Genomic DNA, 13,824 nt, shown 5'->3' with positions numbered 1-13,824 from the left:
AGGGTGATATCGCGGCGGCGTCACCATTGTGCCGCACCAAAATCGGCAAAATTCGGCTGGGGAGAACCGCAAGCTTTCAACGCGGCCTTTGCCGGCGCCCTTATTCGTGATTAGTTCGCCGTGAGATACTGCCAATGCGGCTTGCCCCAGGGGCCCAGCCTTCGAAAGTCCACCGGAAATGCCCGCCAGCGCCATCGATCCGAACCGTCCCTCAAGTCCCGCCGCGCGGGCTGGAGCGCTGGCATGAAGGTGTCCGGCATCCTTCTTGCCTTTGCTGCGGTCTCGATCTTCTCCGCGCAGGATGCGATCACCCGTCACCTCGGGCCGCTCTATTCGCCGTTCTTCATTGCCATGGTGCGGTTCTGGGCGTTTGCCGCCTTTGTGGTGGTGATGGCCGCACGAGGGCAGGGCGGTTTTTTCGCGGCGATCAGGACCGAGCATCTCGGGCTGCAGATCGGGCGCAGCTTTCTCCTGGTCGTGCAGATCCTTGTCTCGATCTTCTCCTTCGCGATCGTGGGCCTTGCGCAGAGCCAGTCGATCTTCATGGCCGCGCCGCTCGTCGTGGCGCTGCTTTCCGTGCCCATCCTTGGCGAAAGGGTTGGCTGGCGTCGGTGGCTCGCCATCATCACCGGCCTTGTCGGCGTGCTGATCATCATCGATCCGCTGGGAGAGCAGTTCTCGTCGGCCACGCTGATCCCGGTTGCAAGCTGCTGCATCTTTGCCTTCTATTCGCTTTTTACCCGGCTTGCGGGTCGCTATGACGGCGCCGAGGTCAGCCTGTTCTACACGGGCATCGTCGGCATGGCGGTCACCAGCCTGATCGGGCCGTTCTTCTGGCAGGAACTGCTGCTTGTGGACTGGTTCTGGCTGATCGCGCTCTGCTTTACCGGTATTGCCGGCCATTATTGCCTGATCCGCGCGCTCGAAATCACCGAGGCCGTCACGGTCCAGTCCTTCATCTACCTGCAGCTCGTCTATGGCCTGCTGTTCGGCGTGCTTCTGTTTCACGAAACGCTGACCACCAACATGATCATCGGCGCGCTGATCGTCGTGGGTGCCGGCCTGTTCACCATCTGGCGCGAGCATGCGCTGAAGAAGCGCCAGGCCGTCCTGTCAATGCCATCGGGAGGGCGTTGACGGGCGCGCTTGCTTTTGGAGGCAAGACAATGCTGTCACGTGGTTCATCGGCGGAGGCTGTGATCGCAGCCCTGAATGAAAGGGCAGACCCTGCGCTGATCGCCGGCATGGACCGGGTCGGCATCAGGACCGAAAGCGCAATCGGGCTTTCCAATCCGGCCCTCCGCCAGATCGCCCGCGAAATCGGAAACGATCATGCCCGCGCGCTGGAACTTTGGCAAAGTCCGGTCCGCGAGGCGAAGCTGCTTGCCCTGCTGACCTTTGATCCTCACCGGCTCACGGCCGAAACGATGTTTGCGCTCGCCGGAGATTTCACGTCCTGGGAGACCGTGGATATGGCCGCCGACCTGTTCGTGGAGGCGGGCCTTGATCCGGCGATGATCGCCCGCTTTGCCGCAGATGACCGCGAATTCGTCCGCCGCACGGCCTTTGCAATGATCGCGGGCGCCGCCGTTCATTGCAAGGAGGCGCCGGATGAAACCTTTGTTTCCTTCCTGCCGCTGATCGAAGCCCATGCCGGCGACGATCGCAATTTCGTCAAGAAGGCCGTCAACTGGGCGCTGCGCAATATCGGCATGCGCAACATGGCCTGTCATGAGGCGGCGATGGCGGTCGCGCAGCGTCTGGCGCTTTCTGACGACCGTACCCGGCGCTGGGTCGGCCGGGATGCGGAGAAATATCTCTGTGACCCGAAACGCCTCTCGCGGCTCAAAAGCTGAAAAAAGTCCAGCATGCTGTCGGCGCGCAGCACATGGTCTGCCCCTGCTTTTCTAGCTTTCGCCTGTCTCCGGAATGTCGAAGGCCTCGCCGGGCGTGAGCGGGTTGAAGCGGCTTTCATCGATGCCTGCATCTCTCAGGGCGGATTTCAGAAGCTTCACCGGTGCGTCGATCGCCTCATCGGTCAACTGGAACGTGCCGAAATGGTGGCCGCATGCATAGGCCGCGTTGCAGAGCTGAAATCCGGTGACAGCCTCGACGGGATCCTGATGCTCGTTCTTCATGAAGAAGCGCGGCTCATAGGCGCCGATCGGCAGGTTGGCGAGCCGGAAGCCGCCATATTTCTGGGCAACGGCCCTGTAGTGGCGGCCATCGTCGAAACCGGTGTCGCCGATATGGTAGATCAGGCCTGCGGGCGTCTCGATCACGAAGGCGGCCCAGAGCGCCATGCGCCGGTCGGTGATGCCGCGCGCGGACCAGTGGTGGCAGGGTTCTGCGAAGATGCGCAGGCCGTCCTTCAACGGCGCCTGGCCGCCCCAGTCGAGAACCGTGATATCGGCATCGGGCAGCCTGGAACGGATGATGGTGTCATTGCCGAGCGGCGTGATGATCCGGGCCTTGTGGACCTTGTCGAGCCGTTCCAGCGTCGGCAGGCTCAGATGGTCGTAGTGGTTGTGGGTCACCAGCACGATGTCGATCGGCGGCAGGTCGTCGAAATTGATACCCGGCTTGGCAACCCGCCTCGGTCCGAGCGAATCGAGCGGGCTTGCGCGCTCGGTGTAGATCGGATCGGTCAGGATATTGACGCCCGCAACCTGGATCAGCAGCGTGGCATGGCCGACGGACGTGACCCGCATCCCATTGCCGGTGACCCGCTCGTCCGGCTTTGCGGGCGTGTAGCGGTGTTCGACATGTTTGGGCCAGGGCGACTTCTTGTGGTTCACCTGCCATTTGACGACTTCGCGGAAACCGGGCGGGTTCATGCCCTGCGGATTGAAGAACAGCGTCCCGTCGAAATGGTCGCTTTTCGGACCGGTGTAATAGCGATTCTTGAGTTGAAAAATGGTTCTGGCCGGTATCATGTGAAGTAACGCCTTCCTTGCCCCGTTGCGGTGCGGATACCGTTATATGTTGCAGCCGGCGTGAAAGTTCCATGGGCAGGCCGGCCACAAGACTTGACTTTGCCGCGTACTTCCTGTTTATCCGCCCTCAATTAGCTGACAGACAAGACGTTCAGCAGCCGACCGGGACCCGAAAAGGTATAAAGAGAGCCCGGAGGTCAACATCCGACAGCGCGATGCGCCCTCGGATGGATTTTTGCTTTGCGTCTTGTATTTGGCGGCTGCTGTGCCAACGTTTCGGCCTGAGCTGAAACGAAAAGGGAATGGGCCATGTTTGAAAACCTCCAGGACCGCCTTGGTTCCGTCCTCAAGGGACTGACCGGACGCGGCGCGCTTTCGGAAGCCGATGTTGCGGCTGCCCTGCGCGAGGTTCGCCGCGCCCTTCTGGAAGCAGACGTTGCGCTGGAAGTCGTGCGCGACTTCACCGCGAAGGTGAAGGAAAAGGCCGTTGGCGCGGATGTTCTGAAGTCGATCAAGCCCGGCCAGATGGTCGTCAAGATCGTTCATGACGAGCTGGTCGAGATGCTGGGCGCCGAGGGCGTCACCATCGATCTCAACGCGCCGTCGCCTGTCGTGATCATGATGGTCGGCCTGCAGGGCTCGGGCAAGACCACGACCACCGGCAAGATCGCCGCGCGGCTGACCAATCGCGACCGCAAGAAGGTCCTGATGGCCTCGCTCGACACCCGTCGTCCGGCCGCCCAGGAACAGCTCAAGCAGATCGGCGAACAGACCAAGGTCGACACGCTGCCGGTGATCGCCGGGCAGGATCCGGTCGCGATCGCCAAGCGCGCCGTCCAGGCCGCCAAGCTCGGCGGCCATGACGTGGTGATTCTCGATACCGCCGGCCGCACCCATATCGACGAACCGCTGATGGTCGAGATGGCGGAAATCCGCAAGGTCTCGAACCCGCATGAAATTCTGCTGGTGGCTGACTCACTCACCGGTCAGGACGCCGTCAATCTGGCGCGCAACTTCGACAGCCGCGTGGGAATCACCGGTCTCGTGCTGACCCGCATGGACGGCGATGGCCGTGGCGGCGCGGCGCTTTCGATGCGCGCGGTCACCGGCAAGCCGATCAAGCTGATCGGTACCGGCGAAAAGATGGATGCGCTCGAGGAATTCCACCCGAAGCGCATTGCCGACCGTATTCTCGGCATGGGCGATATCGTTTCGCTGGTGGAGCGGGCCGCCGAGACGATCGACGCTGAAAAAGCCAAGGCCATGGCCGAGAAGATGGCCAAGGGCAAGTTCGACCTCGACGACATGGCCGAGCAGCTGAAGCAGATGCAGAACATGGGCGGCATGGGCGGCATCATGGGCATGATGCCAGGCATGGGCGGCATGAAGGACAAGCTCGCCGCCGCCGGCATGGACGACAGCGTCTTCAAGCGCCAACTCGCCATCATTTCCTCGATGACGAAATATGAGCGCGCCCATCCCGACGTTTTGAAGAATTCGCGCAAGAAGCGCATTGCCGCGGGCTCGGGCACGTCCGCTGCCGACATCAACAAGCTTTTGAAGATGCACCGCCAGATGGCCGACATGATGAAGGCCATGGGCGGCAAGGGCAAAGGCAAGATGAAGCAGATGATGAGCATGCTCGGCGGCGGTGGTGGAATGCCGGGTGGTCTTCCGGGTGGAATGGGCGGCATGCCCGACCTTTCCAAGCTCGATGCCAACCAGCTTGCCGAACTGCAGAAACAGGCCGGAAGCCTTGGGGGCGGCCTGCCGTCCGGTGGTCTTCCGGGTTTGGGAGGGCCGAAACTTCCGGGGCTTGGCGGCTTCGGTTTCGGCAAGGGGAAGAAGTAAATGAACGAAACGGAAATCCGCCGAGAGCTTTTGCAATACCGCCAGTCGATCGACAATCTCGATGCCGCACTGGTGCATATCCTGGCCGAACGGTTCCGCTGCACCAAGGCAGTGGGCCACCTGAAGGCCGAGCATGACCTTCCCCCCGCCGATCCGGCGCGCGAGGAACAGCAGATTTCGAGGCTTCGGGCTCTGGCGAAAAGCGCCGACCTCGATCCCGACTTTGCCGAGACATTCCTGAATTTCATCATCAAGGAAGTCATCCGGCACCATGAGCAGATCGCCGCCGAACACAGCGGCATCGAAAAGTAAAAGGCCAAAAGGCCCTAAGGAGAAAAGAAAATGGCTATCAAGATTCGTCTCGCCCGCGGTGGCTCCAAGAAGCGTCCGTACTACCACATCGTTGCTGCCGACGAGCGCGCCCCGCGCGATGGTCGCTTCATCGAGAAGCTCGGTTCCTGGAACCCGATGCTGCCGAAGGACGCAGAAGACCGCGTCGTGTTCGATGCCGAGCGCGTGAAGTACTGGCTTGGCACCGGCGCTCAGCCGACCGACCGCGTGCTGCGCTTCCTCGCCGAAGCCGGCATTGCCGAGCGCAAGGTTCGCAACAACCCGAACAAGGCAAAGCCCGGCAAGAAGGCCGAAGAACGCGCTGCCGAGAAGAAGCAGAAGGCTGAAGAAGCCGCCGCTGCTGCCGCTGAAGCAAGCGAAGGCGCTGCTGAATAAGCAAGGTCTCTCGGCGTGGTTCATCGTGGGGTCGTCCCGTTGTGATCCGCGCCGCCGCCGTCCTTATGCCATGCCCTCAGCCGTCATGCCCGGGTCGAGCCCGCGGGTGGCTGAGGGACGGGGATGCGGGACGGACGCTTTCTCAAGAAGTCTGAGGCCGGGCGCTTGCGTCCGGCCCTTTTCCTTTGCCCAGAAAGGGCATAGAAACATCTGAAACGGAACGTTCGATCATGGCGAAGCTGAAAGACCCGGTATTGATGGCAACCGTCGGCGCGGCGCAGGGGCTGCGCGGTGAGGTGAGGGTTCGCTGCTTCACCGCCGATCCGCTGACGGTCGGCGATTACGGCCACCTCCATGCAGAAGACGGACGCTCCTTCGAAATCCTCGAAACCCGGCCGGGCAAGAACAACATGATCGTGATCCGCTTTCGCGGGGTCAATGATCGTGACGCCGCCGAGGCGCTTCGCGGCCTCGACCTGTTCATCGAGCGCGAAAACCTGCCGGATGACGAGCTTGATGACGAAGAATATTTCTACGCCGATCTCGAAGGCCTCGATGTCTTCGATGAGGCCGGCAATGCCTATGGCGCCGTCAGCGCGATCTTTGACTTCGGCGCGGGCGACCTTCTGGAACTGAAGGGCCCGGGCCGCCGTCCTGTCCTGATCCCGTTCAACGAGAATGCCGTGCTCGAAGTCGACTTCGAGGACGGGCGTATCCTGATCGATCCTGTCGCTGCCGGCCTGATCGACGAGAACGACGGGGACGGCCCCGACTTTCCCGGCACGCGCGGCAACTGACGCGATGTCCTTCAAGGCGACCGTACTGACGCTCTATCCGGAAATGTTTCCGGGCCATCTGGGTTTTTCGCTGGCCGGAAAGGCTGCCGGGCGCGGCGACTGGTCGCTCGAGGCCGTCAATATCCGCGATTTTGCCGACGACAAGCACAGAAGCGTTGACGATACGCCGGCCGGGGGCGGCGCCGGCATGGTGCTGCGCGCCGATATACTGGCAAAGGCGATCGATGCGGTCTCTGCCGATGACGGCCGGCCGCGCCTGCTGATGAGCCCGCGCGGGCGGCCGCTGACGCAGAAGCGGGTGCGCGAACTTGCTGCAGGCCCCGGCGCGGTGATCGTCTGCGGCCGCTTCGAGGGCGTCGACCAGAGGGTGATCGACGGCCGCGCGCTCGAGGAAGTTTCGATAGGCGACTACATCCTGTCGGGCGGCGAGCCCGCAGCGCTCACGCTTCTTGATGCCGTCGTCCGGGTTCTGCCCGGCGTGATGGGGAACGCCGAATCGGGCACCCACGAGAGCTTCGAGGCGGGGCTTCTCGAACATCCCCATTATACGCGGCCTGCCGAATGGGAAGGCCGAACCATCCCGGAGGCGCTGACCTCGGGCAACCATGCTGCGATCGACAGGTGGCGCACTGCAGAGGCTGTGAAGCTCACCGGCGCGCGCAGGCCCGACCTTCTGCCTGCAGGCAGCAGCGATGACTGATCAGGTCCGGCTTGTTGCATTCGGCGAGGATGATTTCGATCTGCTGGCAAGCTGGTTCGACAATGCCCGCGCTCTGGCGGAATGGGGCGGAACACGGCTTTCCTTCCCACTGGACCACGCACAGCTTTCCGCCATGGTGATGCGTTCCCGGGGCGAGAGGCCGGAATGGCCGTGTTACAAGGTGATGCAGGGCGACCAGGTGATCGGTCACGGCCAGCTGGCCCTTGACAGGGCCGATGGTATCGCGCGGCTCTGCCGGATTGCGCTTTCGCCCGAGATGCGGGGGAAGGGGCTTTCCCGCCCGCTGCTTGCCTGTCTCGTCGATGAAGCGCTGAAGGACCCGGCGATCGAGCGGCTGGAGCTCAACGTCTACGATTTCAATGAAGCGGCGATCCGCGCGTACCAGGCCTTCGGCTTCAGGCTGGAAGGGGTTCGAAGGTCTTCCGCCCGCTTTGCCGATGCGCGCTGGAACACGGCGATGATGGGGCTCCTGCGTCCGGAGTGGGAAAACCGCGCGAAAAAGGGTGACAGGGCCTGAAAAATCGTCTATAGGCCCGCCCTGACCGGTGTTTTCCGGTTACCCAAATGAAGAACCGCGTAACGCCCCGGCCGAGAAGGCCAATCCGGCGGCTTTGACCAAAGGATGATTGTCGGGCGCTCTGGCTGTTGAAGCAAGACTGACAAGAGGTAAGACCGATGAACATCATCGAGCAGCTCGAAGCTGAAGAAACCGCGCGCATCAATGGACTGCGCGAACTGCCCCCGTTCGAAGCCGGCGACACCGTGCGCGTCAACGTGCGCGTGACGGAAGGTACCCGTACCCGTGTACAGGCCTTCGAAGGCGTCTGCATCGCCCGTTCCGGCGGCGGCATCCACGAGAACTTCACCGTTCGCAAGATCTCCTACGGCGAAGGCGTCGAGCGCGTATTCCCGGTTTACTCGCCCCAGGTCGAAGGCGTTGAAGTCGTTCGCCGCGGTAAGGTCCGTCGCGCGAAGCTCTACTACCTGCGCGACCGTCGCGGCAAGTCGGCCCGTATCGCCGAGAACACCTCGATCCGTTCGCGTCGCCTGAACGACGACGCCCGCGAAGCAGCAGCGTCTGCCCGCGCTGCCGCCAAGGCCGAGAAGGAAGCCGCTGCCGCCGAGAAGGCGAACGAAGCGTAAGCTTTCCTTTTTTCATGAAGTTTGAAAGGAGCCGCCACCGTGCGGCTCTTTTTTTTCGTTTGCACCCTGTGCGCGATCGCTGCCGCACAAGCGGTGTTTCAGCGCGCGCCGCAGGGCGAGGGCGCCCGGGCCCAGCCCGCGCATGGCGCCGTTTGGCCGGGTGAAGACCGCCGGAACTGCAGCGTCTGGCGGATCAGTGTCCGATCATCCAGGGCCGCGCCGAGGGGAAGCTCTTCGCGCCGTCTGCGCGATAGACTGTCTTCGACGCCTTCTTGCCGCCTCCGCAGCACCCGCAACCCGGGCCGTGACCGAGCGATTTCGAGGTCTTGGGGGCATGGGAGGAGCGCTCATTGGTGGCAAGCGCCGTGCGGGTCGCGCCATCCATCATCGCGAAGAACGGCGTGGTGAAGAAGGCGCGCGGCGAGGCCGTGCCGCATGCGGGACAATCGCAGGGCTCGCCGGAGAGTGCCATCGGACGGGTTTCGGTGAAGGATCCGCAATCGGGGCAGTTGTAATCGTAATTCGGCATGTTCTGGTCCTCGTGAATGTGCATGAGCAGGTCATGTGACCGCTGTACTTTCGTCGCGATCGCCTTTCGTCTTGAACTGAAGATGCCAGGACGCAGGAGCATGCGCGGCTCTTCCAAAGAAAGGGGCGTTGCCCCACTTCCGGGTGTCACCCTCGGGCTTGACCCGAGGGTCCAGGCGACATCCTCCGCATGGCCTGGATGCTCGGGTCAAGCCCGAGCATGACACCCGAGAGAGCGGAAAGGCGGCGTCCGCAAGAACGGCCGCCCCTCCCCATCAGAGATCCGGCGCAAGCGGAATGTCGATCGCGCCGTCGAGGAATTTCTTCGGTCCATCGGCGCCCGGCATCATGTCGAATTCGAAGATGTCGAGCGGCAGCCACAGCGTGGCGCAGGAGTTCGGAATATCGACGACGCCGGAGATATGCCCCTGCACCGGCGCTGTGCCGAGGATCGCGTAAGCCTGGGCGCGGGTGTAGCCGAACTTGGTCATGTACTCGATCGCGTTGAGGCAGGCCTGGCGGTAGGCGACATTGACATCGAGATAATGCTGCTTGCCGCTTTCATCGACGGAGATGCCCTCGAAGATCAGGTAGTCGTCATATTTCGGCACGATCGGCGACGGCTTGAAGATCGGGTTCTTGATGCCGTATTTGGCCATGCCACCCTTGATCAGGTTGACCTTGATATGCAGCCAGCCGGCCATTTCGATGGCGCCGCAGAAGGTGATTTCGCCGTCGCCCTGGCTGAAATGCAGGTCGCCCATGGAAAGACCGGCGCCGTCGACATAGACCGGGAAATAGATCTTCGAGCCGCGCGACAGATCCTTGATGTCGCAATTGCCGCCATGTTCGCGCGGCGGCACGGTGCGCGCGCCTTCCGCTGCCGCCTTGTCGCGTTCCTCGCCCTTGAGCTTGCCCATATGGGCGGACTTGGTGTTCGGCAGTTCGCAGAGCGCAGGCACCCGGTTCGGATCGGTGTCCTTCAGCGCCTTCTCGCGGGAATTCCACATGTCGAGCATGGGCCGGTCCGGCAGGCAGCCGATCAGGCCGGGATGGATCAGTCCGGCATAGCGCACGCCCGGAACGTGGCGGGATTTGGTGAACATGCCCTCGAAATCCCAGATCGATTTCTGTGCTTCCGGGAAATGCTCGGTCAGGAACCCGCCGCCATTCTTCTTGGAGAAAAAGCCGTTGAAGCCCCAGAGCATGTCTTCCTTGGTGCCGATATCGAGAATGTCGACCACCAGAAGATCGCCGGGCTCCGCGCCCTTCACGCCGATCGGGCCGGAGAGATAGTGGACCTGTTCCAGCTCGACATCGCGCACGTCCGCGGCATCATCGTCGTTCTTGATCTGGCCGCCGGTCCAGTCATAGGTCTCGACCTTGAAGTCGTCGCCCGGCTCGACCCAGCAGGCCATCGGAATATCGGGATGCCAGCGGTTGTGGATGTTTTCGTTGGTGTGGGGCGATTGGCTGAGATCGACCTTGATCAGCGTGTCTGTCATTTCTGCTACTCCTTCAGTTGCTGGGCGGTGGTTTTTGAAGTCAGACGGAGAGGAAGCCGGCGACGCGGGCTTCGTCGATGCCCGCACGCGGGCTTTCATGGACGATCTCGCCCTTCTCGATGACGAGCACGCGGTCGGCCATGTCGAGGGCGAAGCTCAGCACCTGTTCGGAAACGAGAATGGAAAGCCCCATCTCGTCGCGGATGCGGCAGAGCGTGCGGGCCATTTCCTTGATGATCGAGGGCTGGATGCCTTCGGTGGGCTCGTCGAGGAGCAGCACCTTGGGCTTGGAAGCGAGCGCGCGGGCGATCGCAAGCTGCTGCTGCTGTCCGCCGGAAAGATTGCCGCCGCGACGGCCCTTCATCTCCAGAAGCACGGGGAAGAGTTCGTAGATATGCTCCGGTACGGTGCGCTCGTCGGTGACGGTGAGGCCCGTCTCGATATTCTCCTTCACCGTCATCGACGAGAAGATCATCCGGCCCTGCGGCACATAGGCAAGGCCTGCCGCCACCCGCTGGTAGCTCTCCATCGTCTGCACCGGCGTATCGCCGATGCGGATCACGCCGGAGGACGACGGCAGCACGCCCATCAGCGATTTCATCAGCGTGGTCTTTCCCATGCCGTTGCGGCCCATGATGGCGACGATCTCGCCCGGCTGGAGGGCGAAGTTCATGCCGTGGATGACCGCGCTCTGGCCGTAGCCGACATGCAGGTTCTCGATTGCAAGCATGATTGTGCCTCCTAATGCCCGAGATAGACTTCGATGACCTTGGGGTCGTTCTTCACATGCGCCATCGAGCCTTCCGACAGCACCTTGCCCTGGTGCAGCACCGTCACCCGGTGGGCGATGTCCTCGACGAACTTCATGTCGTGCTCGATCACGATCACAGACTGGTTGCGGATGATGGTGTTCAAGAGATCCGCGGTCTTGATCCGCTCGGCGACGCTCATGCCGGCGACCGGCTCGTCAAGCATCAGGAGCTTCGGGCTCTGGATCAGCAGCATACCGATTTCGAGCCACTGTTTCTGGCCGTGGCTGAGGATTGCGGCCTCGGTGCCGAGATGATCCTTCAGGAAGATCATCTCGGCGACCTCCTCCACCCGGTCGCGCACCTCGGCATCGCGGCGGAAGAACAGCGCGCCAAAGACGTTGCGGCCGCGCGGAAACGACAGTTCGAGGTTTTCAAAGACGGTCAGGTCTTCGTAGATCGAGGGATTCTGGAACTTTCGGCCGACGCCTGCATGCACGATCTTGTGCTCGGCCATGCCGGTGAGTTCATGGCCGTCGAAGCGGATCGTGCCTTCGGTCGGTCGCGTCCTGCCGCAGATAAGGTCCAGCACCGTAGTCTTGCCGGCGCCGTTCGGGCCGATGATCACGCGGATTTCGCTTTCATCGACATAGAAGGAGAGGTCGTTCACCGCCTTGAAACCATCGAAGGAAACGGTCAGCCGGTCGACGCTCAAGAGAAAGTCTTTCTGTTCGGTGGGGGCGTTCATGATCGTCTACCTCACTGGGCCGGTTCGGTGGCGGGGGTGTCGTCGGAACGGGAGGAGCGGAACTTTCCGAAGGCGCGGCCGAGCGCGGGTTCCACATGGTCGTGGAAGAGACCGGCAAGACCGTTCGGGAAGGCCATGACGACGCCGATGAACAGGCCGCCCATGGCAAACAACCAGAGCTCCGGGAAGCTCTCGGAAAAGGTGGTCTTGGCGTAGTTGACGATCAGCGCGCCGTAGATCGCGCCGAACAGCGACAGCCTGCCGCCGACCGCGCAGAAGATCACCATTTCGATCGAGGGCACGATGCCGACGAAGGAGGGCGACATGAAGCCGACCTGGAGCGTGAACATCGCCCCGCCGATCGCCGCGAGACCGGCCGACAGGCAGAAGATGAAGATCTTGAAGTTCGCGACGGAATAGCCGGAGAACCTGACCCGGTCCTCGCGGTCGCGCATGGCGACCAGCAGCCTGCCGAACTTGGAGATGCGCACGCCCTGGGCGAGGATCAGGCAGGCAAGCAGCAGCAAGGCGTTGACGAAATAGAGCACCACCTTGGCATCGTCGGTGCGGATATCCCAGCCGAGCAGGGTGCGCAGGTCGGTGATGCCGTTGACGCCGCCGGTATAGCCCTGCTGGCCGATGATCAGGATCGTCAGGATCGCGGCGATCGCCTGGGTGATGATCGCGAAGTAGACGCCACCGACCCGCCGCTTGAACATCGCAGCGCCAATGATGAAGGCGAAGATCATCGGCACCGCGATGATCGCGACCAGGGTGAAGGCGAGCGAGTGGAAGGGCTGCCACCAGATCGGGAGTGCCGTAATCTGGTTCCAGTCCATGAAATCCGGAATGCCGGGGGTGGACTGGATCGCGGTCGCTTCCGGCGTCGAGGCCTCGAGCTTTAAAAACATCGCCATGCAGTAGCCGCCCAGGCCGAAGAAGATGCCCTGGCCGAGGCTCAGGATGCCGCCCATGCCCCAGCAGAGCACGAGGCCGAGGGCGACGAAGGCATAGGTCAGGTATTTGCCGACAAGGTTGAGGCGGAACACGTCGAGCAGGCTTGGCAGCACTACCAGGATGAGGGCTGCGAGGATGAAGAAGGCCACCCACTCGCGTTTGGAAAACAGCACGTCAAAGGCTTTCATGACTTATCTCCTCAGCGGCGGATCTTGAGGGTGAACAGGCCCTGCGGACGGATCATCAGGATGCCGACGACGGCGAGCAGGGTGAGGACCTTCGCCATCGAGCCGGACATGAAGAACTCCATGGTCGACTGGGCCTGGCTGATGGTGAAGGCGGATGCGATCGTGCCGATCAGGCTGCCCGCGCCGCCGAAGACGACCACGAGGAAGGTATCGACGATATAGAGCTGGCCGGCGGTCGGCCCGGTCGAGCCGATCATGGTGAAGGCGGCACCGGCAATGCCGGCAATGCCGCAGCCAAGGCCGAAGGTCATCCGGTCGACGCGCTTGGTGTTGATGCCGACGGCACCTGCCATCACGCGGTTCTGCAGCACGGCGCGCACCTGCTTGCCGAAGGATGAACGAAACATGATGAAATAGACGACAAAGGCGACGATGAAGGTCAGCACCATCACGAACAACCCGTTGATCGGGATTTCGATCAGGTCCGTCAGCGCCACTGAGCCCATCATCCAGTCGGGCAATGTGACGCCGACCTCGCGCGCGCCGAAGACCGAGCGATAGACCTGCTGGAGGATCAGCGACAGGCCCCAGGTGGCCAGCAGCGTATCGAGCGGCCGCCGGTAGAGATGGCGGATCATCGCCCATTCCACCAGGACGCCGAGCGCGAAGGTGGCCATGAAGGCAAGGATCATCGCGATGAAGAAGTAGATCGGAAACAGCGCCGGCGCGTATTCCGTCACCACATGCGAGCACATGTAGGTGACATAGGCGCCGAGGATCATGAACTCGCCATGGGCCATGTTGATCACGCCCATCTGGCCGAAGATGATCGCAAGGCCGAGCGCCATCAGCACGAAGACGGAGAACAGGCTGAGGCCGGCAAAACCCTGCATGGCCATGATGGAAGAGAATTCGCCAATCGTATAGTCGCCAATCATCGTGGCCTCACCGGTTGGAAACGTGTCAGATCAATGC

Annotated in this window: 16 protein-coding genes; 9 read left to right on the top strand and 7 right to left on the bottom strand. The window is 62.3% G+C overall.

Annotated features, from left to right (window positions below):
* The first annotated feature begins 243 nt into the window (after positions 1–243).
* Together HPQ62_RS08095 and HPQ62_RS08090 are read left to right on the top strand one after the other, a co-directional pair.
* The gene (locus tag HPQ62_RS08095; RefSeq protein ID WP_174802041.1) at positions 244–1,137 is read left to right on the top strand and encodes a DMT family transporter; all 894 of its coding nucleotides are present in this window, start codon (positions 244–246) and stop codon (positions 1,135–1,137) included.
* Positions 1,138–1,166: 29 nt separating this feature from the next.
* The gene (locus HPQ62_RS08090; protein ID WP_174802040.1) at positions 1,167–1,856 is read left to right on the top strand and encodes a DNA alkylation repair protein; all 690 of its coding nucleotides are present in this window, start codon (positions 1,167–1,169) and stop codon (positions 1,854–1,856) included.
* A 51-nt stretch (positions 1,857–1,907) separates the two neighbouring features.
* Here HPQ62_RS08090 and HPQ62_RS08085 read toward each other — a convergent pair whose 3' ends face one another.
* Complete coding sequence (locus HPQ62_RS08085) at positions 1,908–2,936, bottom strand: MBL fold metallo-hydrolase (RefSeq protein ID WP_174802039.1); 1,029 nt, start codon at positions 2,934–2,936, stop codon at positions 1,908–1,910.
* 309 nt (positions 2,937–3,245) lie between these two features.
* Between HPQ62_RS08085 and ffh the strand changes: the two genes are divergently transcribed.
* The 7 genes from ffh (at position 3,246) to rplS (ending at position 8,174) form a co-directional block, all read left to right on the top strand.
* Positions 3,246–4,787 (top strand): signal recognition particle protein, encoded by a 1,542-nt coding sequence (ffh, locus tag HPQ62_RS08080; RefSeq protein WP_174802038.1) that lies wholly within the window; start codon positions 3,246–3,248, stop codon positions 4,785–4,787.
* Positions 4,788–5,099, top strand: coding sequence for a chorismate mutase (locus HPQ62_RS08075; protein WP_174802037.1), 312 nt, complete (start codon positions 4,788–4,790; stop codon positions 5,097–5,099).
* 30 nt (positions 5,100–5,129) lie between these two features.
* A complete protein-coding gene (rpsP, locus tag HPQ62_RS08070) occupies positions 5,130–5,513 on the top strand; it encodes a 30S ribosomal protein S16 (protein WP_174802036.1) in 384 nt (127 codons plus the stop codon).
* A gap of 230 nt (positions 5,514–5,743) precedes the next feature.
* Positions 5,744–6,310 carry a ribosome maturation factor RimM gene (gene rimM, locus HPQ62_RS08065; protein WP_174802035.1) on the top strand — a complete coding sequence of 189 codons (567 nt, stop codon included), beginning with the start codon at positions 5,744–5,746 and terminating at the stop codon, positions 6,308–6,310.
* Positions 6,311–6,314: 4 nt separating this feature from the next.
* Positions 6,315–7,010 carry a tRNA (guanosine(37)-N1)-methyltransferase TrmD gene (gene trmD, locus HPQ62_RS08060; protein WP_174802034.1) on the top strand — a complete coding sequence of 232 codons (696 nt, stop codon included), beginning with the start codon at positions 6,315–6,317 and terminating at the stop codon, positions 7,008–7,010.
* Complete coding sequence (locus tag HPQ62_RS08055) at positions 7,003–7,548, top strand: GNAT family N-acetyltransferase (protein ID WP_174802033.1); 546 nt, start codon at positions 7,003–7,005, stop codon at positions 7,546–7,548. The genes trmD and HPQ62_RS08055 overlap by 8 nt, the downstream gene beginning before the upstream one ends.
* 158 nt (positions 7,549–7,706) lie before the next feature.
* Positions 7,707–8,174: a 50S ribosomal protein L19 gene (gene rplS, locus HPQ62_RS08050; RefSeq protein ID WP_174802032.1), complete on the top strand. Its 468-nt coding sequence runs from the start codon at positions 7,707–7,709 to the stop codon at positions 8,172–8,174.
* A 193-nt stretch (positions 8,175–8,367) separates the two neighbouring features.
* Here the strand turns inward: rplS and HPQ62_RS08045 are convergent, their stop codons facing one another.
* The 6 genes from HPQ62_RS08045 to urtB form a co-directional block, all read right to left on the bottom strand.
* The gene (locus tag HPQ62_RS08045; RefSeq protein WP_174802379.1) at positions 8,368–8,703 is read right to left on the bottom strand and encodes an FmdB family zinc ribbon protein; all 336 of its coding nucleotides are present in this window, start codon (positions 8,701–8,703) and stop codon (positions 8,368–8,370) included.
* Positions 8,704–8,977: 274 nt separating this feature from the next.
* Positions 8,978–10,207, bottom strand: a complete 1,230-nt coding sequence (gene fmdA, locus HPQ62_RS08040; RefSeq protein ID WP_174802031.1) for a formamidase — start codon at positions 10,205–10,207, stop codon at positions 8,978–8,980.
* A 40-nt stretch (positions 10,208–10,247) separates the two neighbouring features.
* Positions 10,248–10,937 (bottom strand): urea ABC transporter ATP-binding subunit UrtE, encoded by a 690-nt coding sequence (gene urtE / locus HPQ62_RS08035; protein ID WP_174802030.1) that lies wholly within the window; start codon positions 10,935–10,937, stop codon positions 10,248–10,250.
* A gap of 11 nt (positions 10,938–10,948) precedes the next feature.
* Complete coding sequence (gene urtD, locus HPQ62_RS08030; RefSeq protein WP_174802029.1) at positions 10,949–11,704, bottom strand: urea ABC transporter ATP-binding protein UrtD; 756 nt, start codon at positions 11,702–11,704, stop codon at positions 10,949–10,951.
* Between the two features lie 11 nt (positions 11,705–11,715).
* Positions 11,716–12,849, bottom strand: coding sequence for an urea ABC transporter permease subunit UrtC (gene urtC, locus HPQ62_RS08025; RefSeq protein ID WP_174802028.1), 1,134 nt, complete (start codon positions 12,847–12,849; stop codon positions 11,716–11,718).
* Between the two features lie 11 nt (positions 12,850–12,860).
* Positions 12,861–13,787: an urea ABC transporter permease subunit UrtB gene (gene urtB, locus HPQ62_RS08020; RefSeq protein WP_174802027.1), complete on the bottom strand. Its 927-nt coding sequence runs from the start codon at positions 13,785–13,787 to the stop codon at positions 12,861–12,863.
* Between the last annotated feature and the right edge of the window lie 37 nt (positions 13,788–13,824).

It is taken from the genome of Martelella limonii (genome assembly GCF_013344475.1).
In the GTDB taxonomy this organism is placed as follows: Bacteria; Pseudomonadota; Alphaproteobacteria; order Rhizobiales; family Rhizobiaceae; genus Martelella; species Martelella limonii.
Note: the sequence above shows the minus strand (reverse complement) of the source record. Positions and strands in the feature narration are given on the sequence as shown.